The following is a 15870-nucleotide window of genomic DNA, read 5'->3' as shown; positions in this document are numbered from 1 at the left end:
TGGACGCTGCAAAAAACTTCATCATCGCGCAGTTGCCGACTAGAATGTCGCGGGCTTGACACGCGTGGCTTTGGCCGTATGTTTCGCGCCCGACTGAAATACGATTTGCCGTAGGAGACCGTCATGGCCAAGGCCGCGACAACCCTCATCAAGCTGGTGAGTTCGGCCGGTACCGGATTCTTCTACACCACCAAGAAGAATGCCCGGACGAGCACCGAGAAGCTGAGCTTTAACAAGTATGACCCCAAGGCTCGCAAGCATGTCGAGTTCAAGGAAGCGAAGATCAAATAAGGGCATTTGTAGCGGCCTTGCGGCCCTTGCACCCTGGATTTTTGACGAGACCCTCGAAAACCCGCTTCGGCGGGTTTTGCTATTGGTGAGCCCCCCTATAGGGCGGTCCGGCGTCATGCTAGGCGCCTATGCGTGACGGAAGCAGCGACGGTGAACGCCATTGCGATCGGTATCGACCTTGGCGGTACGAAGATCGAGGCCCGAGCGTTGGCACCAGATGGTGGCGAGTTGCTTCGGCGCCGACTGCCAACGCCGAGTGGCAGCGGTGACGACGCCTATCAGGCGGTTCTGGCCGCTATCGTGACGTTGGTCGGCGATGTAGAACAAGAGTTGGGTCAAGTCGGGAGCGTTGGCATCTGCCACCCAGGCACGACCTCGCCCGTGACGGGGCTGATGAAGAATTGCAACCGCGTCTTCATGAACGGTCGGCCTTTCGAGACCGACCTCTCGCGTCATATGGGCCGCAGGATGGCATTCGCGAATGACGCGAATTGCCTGGCACTTTCCGAAGCAATCGATGGCGCTGGGGCGGGTGCGAACAGCGTTTTTGCCGTGATTATCGGTACTGGATGCGGCGGTGGCATCGCAGTCCATGGTAAGGTGCTGGCCGGGCCCAATCGTGTGGCCGGGGAATGGGGGCACAACCCGCTGCCCTGGCCCGACGCCGATGAATTGCCGGGGCGACAATGCTTTTGTGGCCAGCGTGGCTGCCTGGAGGAATGGATCTCGGGTCCGGCCTTTGCCCGCGATCATCGGGAGGCCACAGGCGTGGCTCTGGATGCCCCGTCAATCGTGGCGGCTGCACTGGCCGGCGACGCACCGGCTATGGCGTCGTTAGATCGCTATGTCGATCGTTTAGGGAGAGCCCTGGCCACGCTCGTCAACACCGTCGATCCAGATGTGATCGTGTTGGGAGGGGGCATGTCGAATGTCTCGTGCCTTTATGAGCGGTTGCCGCCGGTCATCGCGGGTCGGATCTTTTCCGACACCTTCACGACGCCAATTCGCCCGGCTAGCCATGGCGACAGTTCCGGCGTGCGCGGTGCTGCCTGGCTCGGCCGTGATCTCCAAAGCCGTGCCTGACGCGATTTCGCGCGGCGCGACTAAGGGCAACTGGGCATTGGCAGCACCTCGAGCTTCTCAAGATCGGCCTTGAGGACGAAGTTGCCGTAGTCCATGCGCATGTTGCGCATCACTCCGTTTGCGGCCAAGTCGAACTCGGTCTCGAAATCGGGCGTGTCGCTTGAGTCGTCGCTGCCGTAATAAGCGAGACTGACCCGCCAGTTCGGGACCCTTGTTTGATCATCGTCCGAGGCTGCAACATCACCGGGCTTGCCGATCACCGCCGTGATTTGGGTCAGGCCTTTGCCGCCCGAGCCATCGAAGACTTGATTGGTGACGAAATGCTCGCCTGCTTCTGCGGCGCTGATCAGGCGTCTTAGATGCTCGGTCGGAAAGAGAGTGCCGGCCGGGAGCTCCACTTTTTCATTAGCGGGTTGTTCGAACAAGGCCTCTCCCGGGCCGCCTAGGGTGGCGAGCGCGGCGTTGCCCTTGAACTCGTCGCGCAGTTGGTCGCCTTCGAACGAACTGACGGTGAAGCGCAGGTTCTTGTTGTCGCGCGATTCCCAGCTCGAGAAGCGCACGTCATAGCTGAATCCTTGATCGTCCTCGCCGCTCGTGGCGACGAAACCGAGTCTTTGGTTGCTGATCCAGCCATCGCATGCCGCCTGCCATTCGACGACGAGGCCGCCGCGAATGCTCTCGATTCCGGTATCTGCCGTCAGAAGCGAGAGGCGATAGGCGGCGCGGTGCGAAAGCAAGTCGGTGGCATCGGCAGGGCCGGCTGTCAGCATCAGGGCCAGCGAAGCGCTCAGGAATGGGGCCGTTAGCCAGCGCATGGTTTTTCCGACATGAGGTCCGCCCTGATCTAAATCCGTTTTGGCGACGGTGTCACGCTCGCTCCTGGCGATCGGCCCTTGGCGAGCAAAGCCAAGCATTGCTCCGAAACACGCGCTGGGCTTTCTTGTCGAGGAGGGAACAGGTAAGCCAAACAGACGCTTGGAAGAGAACGGCGATGCATCGCGAGATGTATAAGCGAATGAAGTGCGAGGGTTGACCGGTTGGAGGCAGGCCAGTGACGGAAGCAATCTTAACCTGGGAAAAACTGGGCGAGTACGGGGAGCTCCGGACATTTCGGCGCAGTGGTCCACCCTGGCACCTGGCGATCGAGATTTTGCGCGAGGTCGATGGTCGTGCGTGGACCCTGCGCATTCCGCTAGATGAATTACGGGCCCTGATGACCGTGTTGCGCTCGGCCTCTGCCCGGTTGGGCGCGCCTTCGGAACTCGTTTTCGACGAGGACGGCACGGCCGTTTTGACCTCGGATAGATTGCGTGGTGATCGCGAGCTCTATGCGCTTGTGCTCCAGCAGAACGACGATCTCATCTTTGCGCTCTGGACCCGCGAGCATCTTCGCTCCGGCTGGTCATGGTCGCTCGACGCCGTATTCGTGCCGATCGATCTCTATCGGAGCTTCATCGATCTTCTCTTCAAGGCAATCGAGGCAGCAAAGCAGCCAAACGCCGGTCACATGCCGAACTTGCGTATGGCGCAGCCGGGCGTGTCTTTCCCTTAAAATTCGCAACCTCATTCCGGTCGACCTGCTAGCCGAGGCGATGACGACGGCTGGCGGCGCTGCCATGGGGTGTGATCATGAGCGAGGTCTTTAAACGCATGCGGCTGACAAGCTCTTCTGCCCGCCGGCGGCTCCTTTTGCTTCCTGTGTTGCTCTCTTTTATCGCCGTCTTCCCCTCCACTCGCCTTCGAGCGCAGCAGCCGGGTGATCATCCCACCTCGGCGGCCCAGGTGGATGCTGCACAGGCTCGCACGACGCTGGCCATCCTCAAGGATGACCGTCGCCGCGCGGAGTTGATCTCGACGCTGGAGACAATTGCTGCCGCCGCACCTGGCGGAGCCGAGGCGGTAGCCGCAGCGGCTCCGGCCGAGGCAGCGTCCGTACCGGAGGAGGGCCATCTCGCTCCCGACAGCTTGGGCGCTCAACTGGTCAACCAGGCGGCGTACTGGGTCGAGGATGCGAGCAAGGAACTCAGCCAGATTGGCCGGACCGTGTCGGATGTCCCGCAACTCTGGGGCTGGCTGACGCGGACGGTCAATGATCCCATTGCCCGCTATAGCCTCATCGATGCCGTATGGAAGATGGGCGTCATCCTCGCTGTTGCCCTTTTAGCCGAGTTCCTGATCTTCCAGGTGTTGCGGCCTCCCCTACGAACACTGCAGGCTAGGCCGGGCCCCCCGCCGGGGCGGCATGTCGATCCGATCCCCGACCTTTCTTCGGCGGGCGAAGCCAGCATGCATGTCGAGAGCGCCCATGACAGGCATCGGGGCAGGGCACTCCTGGCGGGATTGGGCGCGGTGATGCGTCGGCTACCGGCAGCCTTGTTGCACACGGTTCTCGAAATTGCGCCCGTCCTCGTATTCCTGGGCGTGGCCTATGCTCTGCTGGCGACGCCGCTGGGCGCTACGCCGACGGCGCGGCAGACCGCACTGGCCGTGGTCAATGCCTATGTCATCTTGCGAGTGATCTTGAGCGGGGTCCGGTTCTTTACCAATTCGAGCGCCGATGGCCTGCGCCTTCTTCCCCTGCAAGGGGAGACCAGCGCCTATCTGGAAGTCTGGGCGCGTCGCATTCTGGCGACCGGACTTTTTGGTGGCGCGATTGCCGAGATTGGGCTTTTCCTTGGCCTTACCCCCGAGGCACGCATGGCGATTCTCAAAATCGTCATCCTTCTCATCCACGTGTATGTAGTCATTATTCTCCTGCAATCGCGCGCAGCGATCAGCAGCGAGATCGCCGGAGCCGCTAACAAGCGCGGCTATTTCTCGGTCGTCCGGCGTCGCCTCGCGACCGTTTGGGTCTACCCGGCGGTCATCCTCGTGATGGCCATGTGGTTCGTCTGGGCGCTCGAGGTACGCGATGGCCTTTACCGCCTTCTCGTCTTCTTCCTCTCGACGCTGATTGTGTTGGTGGGCGCCCGGGTTCTGACCATTCTCCTTCTGGGCGCACTGGATCGGCTGTTTCGCGTCCATCCGGACATGCACAGGCGCTATCCGACCTTGGAGGCGCGGGCTAATCGGTATTACCCCATCCTTCGTCGGCTGATTATGGTGGTCATGGTGATCTTCACCGTCCTGGCGCTGCTTCAGGTCTGGGGGCTCCAGGCCGTGGACTGGCTGACCGCGAGCGCCATGGGCGCCCAACTCCTTTCGGCGGGTGTGACCGTGTTGGTCGCCGCTGTCGTGGCGATCCTCGTTTGGGAATTCGTCACGACGATGATGGACCGGCATCTGGCCACGCTCAATCGTGCTGGCCAGTATGCGCGGGCGGCCAGGGTGCGCACATTGCTGCCGATGTTGCGAACGGTGCTCTTGGCGACCATCGTGGTGATTGTCGGGTTGACGCTCTTGAGTGAGATCGGCGTCAATATCGCACCGCTCCTGGCTGGTGCCGGTATTCTCGGTGTGGCGATCGGCTTCGGTTCGCAAAAGCTGGTGCAGGATTTCATCACCGGCATCTTCCTGCTTTTGGAAAATGCCATGCAGGTGGGCGATTCCGTCACAGCTTCAGGGCTTTCCGGCACCGTCGAGAACCTATCGATCCGTACAATGCGACTGCGTGCTGGCGATGGCTCGTTGCACATCATTCCCTTCAGCTCGGTCGGCACGGTGACAAACGTCAATCGCGGGCTCGGCAACGCTGCAATCGAGGTCGTGGTGTCGGCCAAGGAGGACACCGACAGGGTCGGCGAGGTCTTGAAGGATATCGCCCGCGGCATGCGGGAGGACGAAGCCTATAAGGACCGGATCCTTGCGGACTTCGCCTTTTGGGGCGTCGACAATGTTGACGGCGGTTCGGCCAAGCTCGTTGGTCAGATTGCCTGCACGGATTCCGGTCGCTGGGGCGTGCAGCGTGAATTCAATCGGCGCATGAAGAAGCGCTTTGAGGCCGAAGGTATCGAGATCGCGATTCCTGCACAAAGGGTGATCGTCGAGCAGCGCGAACGCCATGCCGATGTTGCCGCACCCCAGAGCCCAGTATCGAAAGCGGAGCGGAGTGGCGCCATACCGGAATCACCGCCGCCCTCGGCCCTCGGCAATGACAGCTAGCCGACCGAGTGGATCTTGAGCGAGACCGCACCTTCCTGGAAGGCGTCCTTCGCTCAGTAGATCATGCCGAGCTCGAGCTGGGCTTCCTCGCTCATCATCTGCGGCGTCCAGGGGGGATCCCAGACGATGTTGACGACGGTGCCGTTGACGCCTTCGACGGCGTTGACCTTGAGTTCGACCTCGCCCGGCAGGCTCTCCGCGACAGGGCAGGCCGGCGAGGTCAAGGTCATGTCGATCGAGACCTTGTTCTCGTCATCGATGTCGATTTTATAAACGAGGCCCAATTCATAGATGTTTACCGGGATTTCCGGATCGAACACCGTCTTGAGCTGCTCGACGATGCGTTCGCCTAGCGCCGTCACGGCAGCGAGGCGGTCGGGCGAAGGGCGTTCGTCGCCTTCGTCGAGAATGGCCGTCGCCCGGTCGAGTGCCGGATCATGGTCGGTCGGTGAGGCCGGCACTGCGTCGTCCCTCTCGTCTGCCATCGCGGAACCTTCCTACTCTTTCGCGTGCTCGGGCACTGTCTTCTAGCCGGCGAACGTGCGGGCGACGCGCCGAAGTGCCAGGGATAGAGCTGCGATGTCGCTCTCATCATTATATACGCCGAGCGAGGCGCGTGCCGAGCCGGAAAGGCCGAATTTCGCGTGTAGCGGCATGGCGCAATGATGCCCGGTGCGAATGGCGATCCCTTCGAGGTCGAGCATCGTCGCTACGTCCTGCGGATGAATGTCGCCGAGCTTGAATGTGAGCACGCTGGCCTTGTCTGGCGCCCTGCCGATGATCTCCAGGCCCTCGATCTGCGAAAGGTCGCGCGTGGCCGTGGCCAGGAGCGATGCTTCATGGCGGGCGATGGCCTGGATGCCGACGCTCTCGATCCAGTCGACGGCATGACCGAGCGCCACGATACCGGCGATGTCGGGCGTGCCGGCCTCGAACTTGAAAGGAACCTCGTTCCAGGTGGTGGCCTCGAACGTCACGTGCTCGATCATGTCGCCGCCGCCTTGATAGGGCGGCATGGCCTCGAGATGCTCGAGCTTGCCCCAGAGCACACCAACGCCTGAAGGGCCGTACATCTTGTGGCCGGAAAAGGCGATGAAATCGGCCCCCAATCCCTGAACGTCGACCGGCAGATGCTGGACGGCCTGTGCTGCGTCGACCAGGACTGGAATGCCCCGATCTTTCGCCAGCTCGATCAGGCGGTCCACCGGATTGATTGTGCCCAGAACGTTGGAGATCCAGGGGAAGGCGATCAGCCGGGTGCGCGCGTTGATCCGCTCGGCGAAGGCATCGAGATCGAGGATCCCTTCAAGCGTTACCGGGGCTGCAACGAGCCTCGCACCTGTTGCAGCACCAATCAGCTGCCAGGGCACGATGTTGGCATGGTGCTCCATTTCCGTGACGAGGATCTCGTCGCCGGGTTGGAGGCGGGGCCGCAGGAAGGATTGCGCAACGAGATTGATCGATTCGGTGGCGTTGCGGGTGAAGATCACTTCGCGCCAGGACGCGGCATTGATGAAGCGTGTCAGCTTTCGTCTCGCCTCGTCATGGGCCGCGGTGGCACGCTGGCTCAATTCGTAGACGCCGCGATGGATGTTGGCGTAGTCGTGTTCATAAAAGCGCGCATGCGCGTCGATGACCGCCTGCGGCTTCTGTGTGCTGGCGCCGCTGTCCAGATAGACCAGCGGACGACCGTTGATCTGCTGGCGAAGGGCAGGGAATTGCGCGCGGATCGCCGCGACGTCGAATGCCGCTTCTGGACGGTCCACCATCAGAGCATGCCTTGCAGGGCACTTCCCCCTGGCAGCCGTTCGAATGCCATCCGCCTCGCCAGCAGCTTGAGCGGCACGTCGCTGAAGCGCTCGAACACTTCGGCTGCGAAGGCGTAGGTGAGCATACTTTCGGCCGTCGCCCGGTCCAAGCCGCGCGAGCGCAGATAAAAGAGTTCCATCGGATCGTGATCGCCGACCGTCGCTCCGTGGCTGCATTTCACGTCGTCGGCATAGATCTCGAGTTCGGGCTTGGTGTCGATCTCGGCATCATCGGAAAGGAGCAGATTATTGTTTTGCTGAAAGGCATTGGTCTGCTGGGCCGGCTTCTCGACGAAGATCTTGCCTTGGAAGACGGCGTGGCTGCGATCGTTGATCACGCCTTTGTAGAACTGGTTGGAATGACTGCCCGGGGCCAAATGATGCACGCGAATGGCGGTGTCGACATGCTCCGTGCCGACCGGCATGTAGACGCCGTTCAAAAGGCAATCGATGGCATTGCCTTTCAGGCGTGCATCCATCTCGTTACGCACGAACTCGCCACCCAGGGTGGCGATCGTCTGCTTCAGTTTGGCCTCGGCCTCCAGGTCGATGGCAAGCTGGCCGACAAAGCAGGCTCCTTCACTCAGGAGTTGCAGCCGATCATGCGTCAGGCTGGCACCCTTGCCAATCTCGACTGTGCCGACGAGGTTGGTGAGGCCCTTCGACTGCCCGAGCGTCACGTGCGTTTCGATCAGACGCAGTTCTGCACCAGCCCCCAGCTTGATGCGCACGCGCGGATGCGTCATTGGCGTCGGTCCGGCCTCGACGGTCGTCAGGAACAATAGCTGCAGCGGCACTTCGAGCTTTACACCAGCCGGTATATCGATCCAGGCGCCGTTATCCGCGAAGGCAGCATTCAGGGCGGTGAGCCCGTCATCTTCCCGGTCCTGATCGAGAAGGGCCTTGAAGGCGGCAGGCTCTTCGGCGAGGACGCGGCCGATACTCTTGAAAATGACGCCCGGCGGCAGGCCCTGCACATGCGAGAGGCTGGCCGCCGGGCGGCCATTAACGAAGATCAGTCGACGCGCGCGCGAGCCACCCGCAAGATAGGGGGTCACCATAGCACTTCCGAGCTCGGCCGCAGCTGCTGGATGCCAGGGGCGATTGAGAAAGCGGGCGGCGTTGGTGTAGTGCCAGCGCTCGGCTCGCTGGTTGGGAAAACCCAGGGCCTTGAAGCGCTCGAAGCGGCGGCGGCGGAGGTCGCCCAGCTCAGTGGCGCCATTCAGCCGGCCAGCCTGCGCCAGGAATGCCTCGGCGAAGCTGGAGATGGGCTCGACGAACGCCTGCGGCCGTCGGGCTGCCGGCGGACGCGGACTGACTGGAAGCGTAGCAGCAGACATGTCTTGCGATTCCTGCCTCAAGCAGCCACGGCGCCAATCATGGCATCGTAGCCCTTTTCCTCGAGTTCGCCCGCCAACTCCTTGCCACCCGAGCGCTGGATCTGGCCATGCGCCTGAATGTGGACGACGTCGGGGACGATATAGTCGAGGAGGCGCTGATAATGAGTGATGACGATGAAGGAGCGCTCAGGTGAGCGCAGTCGATTGACGCCTTCGGCAACCGTCCGCAGCGCGTCGATGTCAAGGCCGCTATCCGTCTCGTCCAAGATGGCGAGCTTTGGTTCGAGCACCGCCAGCTGCAAAATCTCGTTGCGCTTCTTCTCACCGCCGGAAAAGCCGAAATTGACGTCGCGCTTCAAGAGATCCTCGCGCACCCCGACGACAGCCGCCTTTTCGCGAAGCAGTTTCATGAAGGCGGCCGCCGAAACTTCCGGCTCGCCGCGCGCCTTCTTGATGGCATTGAGTGCCTGGCGCAGGAAATAACTGTTGGCGACGCCTGGAATCTCGACCGGGTACTGCATCGCCAGGAAGATGCCTGCGGCCGCTCGCTCCTCAGGCGACATTTCGGTGACGTCGTGACCGTCGAAGGTCACCGACCCCCCACTGACCTCATAGCCGTCTCGACCGGCCAGCACATAGGCAAGCGTGCTCTTGCCCGAGCCATTGGGTCCCATGATCGCGTGTACTTGACCAGGCTTCACCTGAAGATTCAGGCCCTTCAAGATCTCCTTGCCTTCGACACCAGCCTTGAGGTTTTCGATCTTCAACATAGGGAAATATCCGACTTCGAAACGACGACCCGCTCCCTTGGGGCGGTATTTATCTGCAGAGGGGCTGCGGCGGGCCGAGGCTCTAGCCGACGCTGCCTTCAAGCGAGACGCCCAGGAGCTTCCTGGCCTCCACGGCGAACTCCATTGGCAGCTCTTCCATGACCTCGCGACAAAAGCCGTTGACGATCAACGCCACGGCATCCTCTTCCGGCACGCCCCGCGAGCGGCAATAGAACAGCTGATCGTCGCTGATTTTCGAGGTGGTGGCCTCGTGCTCGCATTGCGAGCTGCGGTTGCGCACCTCGATATAGGGGACGGTATGCGCGCCGCAGCGATCGCCGATCAGCATGCTGTCGCATTGCGTGTAGTTGCGCGCGCCTTCGGCTGACTTCAGCATCTTGACGAGACCGCGATAGGTGGAATCAGAACGGCCGGCCGAGATCGTCTTGGCGACGATGCGAGAGCGGGTATTCTTGCCGATATGGACCATCTTGGTTCCGGTATCGGCCTGCTGGTGGTTGTTTGTCACCGCGACCGAGTAGAACTCGCCCTGGCTATTGTCTCCCTGGAGGATGCAGGAGGGATATTTCCAGGTGATCGCTGAGCCGGTCTCGACCTGCGTCCAGCTGATCTTGCTGTTCTTGCCGCGACAGGCACCTCGCTTAGTGACGAAATTATAAATCCCGCCTTTGCCATTCCTGTCGCCGGGATACCAGTTCTGCACGGTCGAATATTTGATCTCGGCATCGTCTAGGGCGATCAACTCGACGACGGCCGCATGCAACTGGTTTTCATCACGCATTGGCGCCGTGCAGCCCTCGAGATAGCTCACATAGGCGCCCTTATCGGCGACGATGAGCGTCCGCTCGAACTGTCCGGTCCCGGCCGCGTTGATGCGGAAATAAGTGGAGAGTTCCATCGGGCAGCGCACACCGGGCGGCACGTAGACGAAACTGCCATCGGAAAAGACGGCGGCGTTCAGGGCGGCAAAGAAATTGTCGCCCTGCGGCACGACGCTGCCCAAATATTTCTTGATCAGGTCGGGATGGTCTTTGACTGCCTCGGAGACCGAGCAGAAGATGATGCCAAGCTCATTCAGCTTCTTTTTGAACGTCGTGGCGACCGAGACGCTGTCGAAGACATAATCGACGGCGATGCCGGCAAGGAGTTCCTGCTCCTTGATCGGGATGCCCAGCTTTTCATAGGTCTTGCGAATCTCGGGGTCGATCTCGTCCAGCGATTTCGGCCGGTCATCGGGCGACTTGGGTGCCGAGAAATAGGAGATCGCTTGGTAGTCGATCGTCGGATATTGCGGCTTTTGCCAGTCGGGCTCGACCATGCCCTGCCAGCGGCGAAGGGCGTCCAGCCGCCACTCTGTTAGCCAGGTGGGCTCGTCCTTCTTGTTCGAGATGAAGCGGACCGTGGATTCGTCGAGTCCGACCGCGGCGCGATCTTCGCCCACGTCCGTGGTGAACCCGTATTTATACTCGCCACCACCGGCGTAATCCCGCACCGTCTCGAGAGCCGTTGCCATTTTCTACCTCAGTGCACTGCAGGAGAGCATCGCTATCATCAAGCGAGCTTGGCCATGGGCGGCCGGCTCACCTGATGATCGCTGTTGTCGTCTTCGACCATGAAAGCCGACGGGATGGCCGTGGCCATCTCGCCGATCGAAATTTCTGCCAACGCCGTGCGGATGGCATCGTTGATTCGTTGCCAGTTGGTTCGTGTGGGACAGAGCTGCTCGATGCCGCAGTCCGTCTCACCCTCTTCTGTGCAACTGGTAAGTGCAATCGGGCCTTCAAGGGCCTCGACGACCTCGGCGACCGTGATCATCGCCGGATCACGTGTCATCACATAGCCGCCATTGGCCCCGCGATTGGAGGCCAGCAAGCCGGTCCGCACGAGCGTCTTGAGGATCTTGCTGGCCATTGCCGCAGGCACCTGCGTCGCTTCGGCAATGTCATGCGTCGCATGTTGGCGTGCCCGTCCGCGCGCCATATGCGTCATGATCACAATGCCGTAGTCGGCGAGTTTGCTGAGCCTGATCAACGAAAATGTCCGGCTTCGATCCTGGTCCGCGACAAATAGAACCAATTCGGTCCAATTTGAACCCCTCTAATGAAGAAAAGCGCTGTAATCTTATGCCGAAACGAGGGGACGTGGCGTTTCGCGGCGGCCGAATTCCCGCTAGAGGAATCAAGCAAGATGGGGAGAGCCGCAAATGACGCAGCCCGCGGGGGCCTTGGCAGGCCTGCGTGTGTTCGATCTCAGCCGAATTTTGGCCGGACCGTCCGCCACACAGGTTCTGGGCGACCTTGGCGCCGAGGTCATCAAGATCGAACGCCCTTTGGAGGGCGACGACACCCGCCGATGGGGCCCTCCCTTTTTGCAAGGAAGCGACGGCCAGCCCATGGCCGAGAGCGCCTATTACGCGGCCGCCAACCGCAACAAGCGCTCCGTGGCGATCGACATCGCCTCGGCGGAAGGTCAGGCCCTAGCTCTGGAGTTGATCGCGCATTGCGATGTGCTAGTCGAAAATTTCAAGGTCGGCGGCCTGAAGCGCTACGGGCTCGATTATCCGAGCCTGCGGGTTCGCTTCCCGCGCCTCGTCTATTGCTCGATCACCGGCTATGGCCAGACGGGCCCCTACGCGGCGCGGGCCGGCTACGACTATCTCGCGCAAGGCCAGGGTGGCATCATGAGCCTTACTGGCGAGCCGGACGGCCAGCCCATGAAAGTGGGGGTCGCTGTGGCCGACTTGATGTGTGGCATGTATGCGGCAACGGCCATTCTGGCGGCGCTGCGCCATCGTGACCGCAAGGGCGAAGGCCAGCAGATCGACCTGTCCCTGTTCGATACGCAGATCGCCTGGTTAGCAAACCAGGGCTCGAGTTATCTGGTCTCCGGTGAAGTGCCGCCGAGGCTGGGCAACGAGCATCCAAGCATTGTCCCCTATCGCGTCTTTGCCACGGCGGACGGCTTCATCATCCTGGCCGTCGGCAATGATGCGCAGTTTCGCAAATGGTGTGCCGTCGCAGGGGCAACGGAACTGGCGCAGGATCCGCGCTTTGTCACGAATCCGGCGCGAGTGGCGCACCGCCAGGAATTGCACGCCTTGATGGAGCCCTTGATGCGCGAGCGCCAGACGGAGGCCTGGATTGCCGAGCTTGAGCAGGTTGGCGTCCCCTCGGGACCGGTCAACACGCTGGATCGCGTCTTCGCCGATCCGCAGGTGGAGGCCCGCGGCATGCGGGTGGCGATCCCGCAGGGCAATGTTGCTGGCGGTGTCGTGCCTGTCATCGCCAGCCCTATCAAGATGTCGGCGACGCCGCCTGCCTATCGCTGCCCTCCGCCAACGCTGGGACAAGATACCCGGGCCGTGCTGCAGGAGCTTTTGGGGCTGGAAGCCTCGGTGATCGAAGGCCTGCGCGCCAGGGGCGTCGTCGGTGTGAGCGATTAGGCCGGGGTGCCTTCTTCCTCGATAGGCATGCCGCTCTTTCGCCAGGCCTCGAAGCCGCCGTCGATATGGCTGACGTTCCGATACCCCATGTCCGACAGCGTCTTGGCGGCTAGTGCTGAGCGACCGGCCGCCGCGCAATAGACGACGATGCGGTTGGCCCGGCCGAAGTCGGGCTTGTAGGAGGAGCTGGCGGGATCGGCCGCCCACTCGAGCTGGCCACGCGGTACGCGGATGGCGCCTGGAAGGTGGCCGCCCTGCCATTCCGCGGGCTCGCGGACATCGACGAAAAGGACCTCTCGATCGTCCACGAAGGCTTGGGCTTGCTCGGGCTGCAGGGTCTCGATCGCTCGGCTGGCGTCAGCGACCAATTCCTTGGTCGACTTGATCTGCATCGGCTTCTTCCCGCTTAGAGGTGTGGACTTCCAACATCTGGCACGAGCACCGGTGCCGCGGCGCAGACGCTCTGGCGGTGGCAGGTCTTGAGATGATCGTTGACCATCCCGGTCGCCTGCATCAAGGCATAGCAGATCGTCGGACCCACGAAGGTGAAGCCCGCTTTGCGTAGGTCGCGACTCATAAGTCGCGATTCCGGCGTTTCGCTCGGCACTGTGCCTGGGCCGGCGCGCACGGGGTTGCGTTCGGCCGGGGCGAATGCCCAAAGAAAGGCAGTGAGACCACCAGGCTGAGCGATGAAGGGCAGGGCGGCCCGGGCGTTGGTTCGCACGCTTTGGATCTTTAGGCGATTGCGGACGAGGCCCGGATTGGCCAGCCGCTCCATTAGCTGATCGTCGCTGAGGGCGGCGAGCGCTTCGATCTCATAGTCAAGAAAGGCTTCTCGATAGGCGGCGCGGCGCTCAAGCACGGTTCGCCAGGAGAGACCGGCCTGTGCGCCTTCCAGGGTGAGGAACTCGAAGAGGCTACGGTCGCCGACAAGCGGCATGCCCCATTCCTCGTCATGATACCGGCACTCGCCAGGGCTGCCGGCCGCCCAGCCGCAACGCGGCAGGGACTCAGACATGGAGAGTGCGATCAGGAGACCCTTGGCGAATCCGGGCGTTCATGGTCTCTGCCGGCAGCCCGCTTGCCGCCGCCTTTGAAAGGAGGATGATGCTCGATCTTGTCCCCGCCTTGACCACGACCGCCTTTTGGGTCCCCGTCCTCCAAATCATCTGGATCGACCTGCTCTTGAGCGGTGATAACGCCGTGGTCATAGCGATGGCCTGCCGTGATCTGCCGCCCGCGCGACGACGTTGGGGCACGATCCTTGGTGCCGGAGTGGCTATCACGCTCCGTGTCGTTCTCGCCGTTTTCATCGTCTATCTCTTGCAAGTCCCCTATCTTAAGCTGGTAGGGGCGGCCCTGCTCTTGTGGATTGCCGTCCGACTGATGCTGCCGTCCCGCGCGGACGATAGCAAGGTGAAGCCACGTACGACGCTGGCCGGGGCCATATTGACGATCGTGGTCGCCGATGCGGTCATGAGTCTCGACAACGTCATCGCCATCGCTGCCGCCAGCGAAGGCAACATCGTGCTGCTCATCCTGGGGCTGCTCGTAAGCATGCCGCTCATCGTCGGAGGCAGTCAGATTGTCCTCACCGCATTAAAGAGGCTGCCCTTTCTCGTCATCTTGGGAGCCGGCATACTGGGTTGGGTGGCAGCCGAGATTGCGTTGACGGACCCGGTGGTCCTGCCCTGGATGCAAGGCACGCCGCCCTGGCTCGACATTGCGGCGTCGTTAGGGATGGCTGTTTGTGTGGTCATCTCGGGCTCGATCGTGGCCTGGACGTCGCGTCGGAGGCGTTCTGACATTAAAAATACCTCTGAAGAGGCAATGTGAACGGGTTTCTGGCTCGAGCACCTTGCCACGGCGCTCATATCGGCACAGGGTTAGGATTGTCATACTGCGTTGATCTAACGATGCCGGCTGCCTAACGGGCACGACTTCATTCTCAGCGTCAGTCTGGCGCGTCGCGACGTTCGCGGCGCCACTATCTTTCGGAGAACGTCATGCCCGTGGGCACCGTCAAATGGTTTAACGCGACTAAGGGATACGGCTTTATTCAGCCGGATGCCGGTGGTCCAGATATCTTCGTGCACATTTCCGCTGTCGAGCGCGCGGGAATCGGTAACCTACGGGAAGGTCAGAAGATCTCCTACGAGGAGCAGCGCGATCCCAAGCGCGGCAAGAGCTCGGCTGAAAATCTCAAGTCTGCTGAATAGCAGCCGCGAGACGATCAGCGTCATGCAGAAAGGCCCGGTTCACGCCGGGCCTTTTCTTTATTCGGCCTCGAGTTCCGGATAGTGGCGAAAAATGCCCTCCTCGTTGAAGGCGATTCGGCGCGGGCTCGAAAGATAGGCGTGCAGTCTTGGCCGCTGGCTCAGACGTTCGCCAAGAGCCGTGAGCAGCGGATAGGCTGAAGCTTGGCGGCGCATGCTCGATGGGAACGCGTAGCTCAGCCCCTGGACGATCTGGAACAATGAGAGGTCGGCGTAACTGTGCTCCTGGCCTAATAGATAGGGCCCGTCGCTCCGCATGAGCAGGCGCTCGAAATAGCCGAGATATTTTGGCATGCGTGTCGCGATGAAATCGGTTGAGCGGCGTTTCGCTTCCTCGAGCTGATCCTCGTAATAGAGACTGCTGGCGATTGGATGGTGTGTGTCGTGGACCTCGGCGACAAGGTCCATGATGGTCAGTTGGACCTGATTGACGAAGAAGCGCCCTTCATCCCCCTTCGGGGCCAGCCCGTGACGGCCGCCGAGAAACAAGAGAATGTTCGCGGTCTGCGCGATGACAAGGTCGCTGGTGACGAGAAAGGGCGGCGCAAAGGGCGGCAACGCGCCATTCGAGGCATTCATGCACGACAGCATCGCATCCATGCCATGCGACCTCGCGACGTCGTCGTAGGCCACATCCGCATCCTCAAGGGCCAGGCGAACGAATTCGCCGCGTCCCTGTAGCATCGGCCAGTAATAGAGCTTGTAGTCAGTCATTCTCGCGCCTCCGCTGATTGCCCT

At 61.6% G+C, this 15870-nt stretch carries 17 protein-coding genes; 7 read left to right on the top strand and 10 right to left on the bottom strand.

Annotated features, from left to right (window positions below):
• The first annotated feature begins 123 nt into the window (after nt 1–123).
• Nucleotides 124–291 carry a 50S ribosomal protein L33 gene (rpmG, locus tag CFB17_RS05235; protein WP_088560358.1) on the top strand — a complete coding sequence of 56 codons (168 nt, stop codon included), beginning with the start codon at nt 124–126 and terminating at the stop codon, nt 289–291.
• A 132-nt stretch (nt 292–423) separates the two neighbouring features.
• On the top strand, nt 424–1374 hold the full coding sequence (locus CFB17_RS05230; RefSeq protein ID WP_243389739.1) for an ROK family protein: 951 nt from the start codon (nt 424–426) through the stop codon (nt 1372–1374).
• Nucleotides 1375–1394: 20 nt separating this feature from the next.
• Here CFB17_RS05230 and CFB17_RS05225 read toward each other — a convergent pair whose 3' ends face one another.
• Nucleotides 1395–2438: an EipB family protein gene (locus CFB17_RS05225; protein ID WP_165769438.1), complete on the bottom strand. Its 1044-nt coding sequence runs from the start codon at nt 2436–2438 to the stop codon at nt 1395–1397.
• On the opposite strand from CFB17_RS05225, the gene CFB17_RS05220 reads away from it, so the two are divergent.
• Both CFB17_RS05220 and CFB17_RS05215 read left to right on the top strand, forming a co-directional pair.
• Nucleotides 2426–2926 carry a hypothetical protein gene (locus tag CFB17_RS05220; protein ID WP_165769437.1) on the top strand — a complete coding sequence of 167 codons (501 nt, stop codon included), beginning with the start codon at nt 2426–2428 and terminating at the stop codon, nt 2924–2926. The genes CFB17_RS05225 and CFB17_RS05220 overlap by 13 nt on opposite strands.
• A gap of 77 nt (nt 2927–3003) precedes the next feature.
• Nucleotides 3004–5475, top strand: a complete 2472-nt coding sequence (locus CFB17_RS05215; protein ID WP_088560355.1) for a mechanosensitive ion channel domain-containing protein — start codon at nt 3004–3006, stop codon at nt 5473–5475.
• A 53-nt stretch (nt 5476–5528) separates the two neighbouring features.
• On the opposite strand, the gene CFB17_RS05210 is transcribed toward CFB17_RS05215, so the two are convergent.
• The 6 genes from CFB17_RS05210 to CFB17_RS05185 all read right to left on the bottom strand — a co-directional run bounded on the left by CFB17_RS05210 (nt 5529) and on the right by CFB17_RS05185 (nt 11445).
• The gene (locus tag CFB17_RS05210) at nt 5529–5960 is read right to left on the bottom strand and encodes an SUF system Fe-S cluster assembly protein (protein ID WP_088560354.1); all 432 of its coding nucleotides are present in this window, start codon (nt 5958–5960) and stop codon (nt 5529–5531) included.
• A gap of 42 nt (nt 5961–6002) precedes the next feature.
• On the bottom strand, nt 6003–7244 hold the full coding sequence (locus CFB17_RS05205) for an aminotransferase class V-fold PLP-dependent enzyme (RefSeq protein WP_088560353.1): 1242 nt from the start codon (nt 7242–7244) through the stop codon (nt 6003–6005).
• A complete protein-coding gene (gene sufD, locus CFB17_RS05200; protein ID WP_088560352.1) occupies nt 7244–8623 on the bottom strand; it encodes a Fe-S cluster assembly protein SufD in 1380 nt (459 codons plus the stop codon). Before sufD ends, CFB17_RS05205 begins: the two co-directional genes overlap by 1 nt.
• Nucleotides 8624–8640: 17 nt before the next feature.
• Nucleotides 8641–9393, bottom strand: coding sequence for a Fe-S cluster assembly ATPase SufC (sufC, locus tag CFB17_RS05195; RefSeq protein ID WP_088560351.1), 753 nt, complete (start codon nt 9391–9393; stop codon nt 8641–8643).
• An 82-nt stretch (nt 9394–9475) separates the two neighbouring features.
• A complete protein-coding gene (sufB, locus tag CFB17_RS05190; protein ID WP_088560350.1) occupies nt 9476–10927 on the bottom strand; it encodes a Fe-S cluster assembly protein SufB in 1452 nt (483 codons plus the stop codon).
• A 38-nt stretch (nt 10928–10965) separates the two neighbouring features.
• Complete coding sequence (locus tag CFB17_RS05185) at nt 10966–11445, bottom strand: SUF system Fe-S cluster assembly regulator (RefSeq protein ID WP_088560349.1); 480 nt, start codon at nt 11443–11445, stop codon at nt 10966–10968.
• A 172-nt stretch (nt 11446–11617) separates the two neighbouring features.
• Here CFB17_RS05185 and CFB17_RS05180 point away from each other — a divergent pair, with 172 nt between their 5' ends.
• Nucleotides 11618–12856, top strand: a complete 1239-nt coding sequence (locus CFB17_RS05180; RefSeq protein WP_088560348.1) for a CaiB/BaiF CoA transferase family protein — start codon at nt 11618–11620, stop codon at nt 12854–12856.
• Here CFB17_RS05180 and CFB17_RS05175 read toward each other — a convergent pair.
• Complete coding sequence (locus CFB17_RS05175) at nt 12853–13248, bottom strand: rhodanese-like domain-containing protein (RefSeq protein WP_088560347.1); 396 nt, start codon at nt 13246–13248, stop codon at nt 12853–12855. The two genes, CFB17_RS05180 and CFB17_RS05175, sit on opposite strands and share 4 nt — an antisense overlap.
• 14 nt (nt 13249–13262) lie before the next feature.
• A complete protein-coding gene (locus CFB17_RS05170; RefSeq protein WP_088560346.1) occupies nt 13263–13874 on the bottom strand; it encodes a DNA-3-methyladenine glycosylase I in 612 nt (203 codons plus the stop codon).
• 89 nt (nt 13875–13963) lie between these two features.
• Between CFB17_RS05170 and CFB17_RS05165 the strand changes: the two genes are divergently transcribed.
• Entirely contained in the window at nt 13964–14692 is a 729-nt protein-coding gene (locus tag CFB17_RS05165; protein WP_243389738.1) for a TerC family protein, read from the top strand.
• Between the two features lie 170 nt (nt 14693–14862).
• Nucleotides 14863–15075, top strand: coding sequence for a cold-shock protein (locus CFB17_RS05160; RefSeq protein ID WP_088560345.1), 213 nt, complete (start codon nt 14863–14865; stop codon nt 15073–15075).
• A gap of 57 nt (nt 15076–15132) precedes the next feature.
• Here the strand turns inward: CFB17_RS05160 and CFB17_RS05155 are convergent, their stop codons facing one another.
• Entirely contained in the window at nt 15133–15846 is a 714-nt protein-coding gene (locus tag CFB17_RS05155; RefSeq protein ID WP_088560344.1) for a glutathione S-transferase, read from the bottom strand.
• Nucleotides 15847–15870 lie beyond the last annotated feature (24 nt).

It is taken from the genome of Arboricoccus pini, from assembly GCF_900187945.1.
Classification (GTDB): domain Bacteria; phylum Pseudomonadota; class Alphaproteobacteria; order Geminicoccales; family Geminicoccaceae; genus Arboricoccus; species Arboricoccus pini.
This window is presented reverse-complemented; position numbering and strand designations above follow the sequence as displayed.

Bases quoted from the DNA above. Each gene is read 5' to 3' on its own strand.
- rpmG (WP_088560358.1), top strand. From the start codon at position 124: ATGGCCAAGGCCGCGACAACCCTCATCAAGCTGGTGAGTTCGGCCGGT.
- CFB17_RS05215 (WP_088560355.1), top strand. From the start codon at position 3,004: ATGAGCGAGGTCTTTAAACGCATGCGGCTGACAAGCTCTTCTGCCCGC.
- CFB17_RS05210 (WP_088560354.1), bottom strand. From the start codon at position 5,960: ATGGCAGACGAGAGGGACGACGCAGTGCCGGCCTCACCGACCGACCAT.
- CFB17_RS05205 (WP_088560353.1), bottom strand. From the start codon at position 7,244: ATGGTGGACCGTCCAGAAGCGGCATTCGACGTCGCGGCGATCCGCGCG.
- sufD (WP_088560352.1), bottom strand. From the start codon at position 8,623: ATGTCTGCTGCTACGCTTCCAGTCAGTCCGCGTCCGCCGGCAGCCCGA.
- sufC (WP_088560351.1), bottom strand. From the start codon at position 9,393: ATGTTGAAGATCGAAAACCTCAAGGCTGGTGTCGAAGGCAAGGAGATC.
- sufB (WP_088560350.1), bottom strand. From the start codon at position 10,927: ATGGCAACGGCTCTCGAGACGGTGCGGGATTACGCCGGTGGTGGCGAG.
- CFB17_RS05180 (WP_088560348.1), top strand. From the start codon at position 11,618: ATGACGCAGCCCGCGGGGGCCTTGGCAGGCCTGCGTGTGTTCGATCTC.
- CFB17_RS05175 (WP_088560347.1), bottom strand. From the start codon at position 13,248: ATGCAGATCAAGTCGACCAAGGAATTGGTCGCTGACGCCAGCCGAGCG.
- CFB17_RS05170 (WP_088560346.1), bottom strand. From the start codon at position 13,874: ATGTCTGAGTCCCTGCCGCGTTGCGGCTGGGCGGCCGGCAGCCCTGGC.
- CFB17_RS05165 (WP_243389738.1), top strand. From the start codon at position 13,964: ATGCTCGATCTTGTCCCCGCCTTGACCACGACCGCCTTTTGGGTCCCC.
- CFB17_RS05160 (WP_088560345.1), top strand. From the start codon at position 14,863: ATGCCCGTGGGCACCGTCAAATGGTTTAACGCGACTAAGGGATACGGC.
- CFB17_RS05155 (WP_088560344.1), bottom strand. From the start codon at position 15,846: ATGACTGACTACAAGCTCTATTACTGGCCGATGCTACAGGGACGCGGC.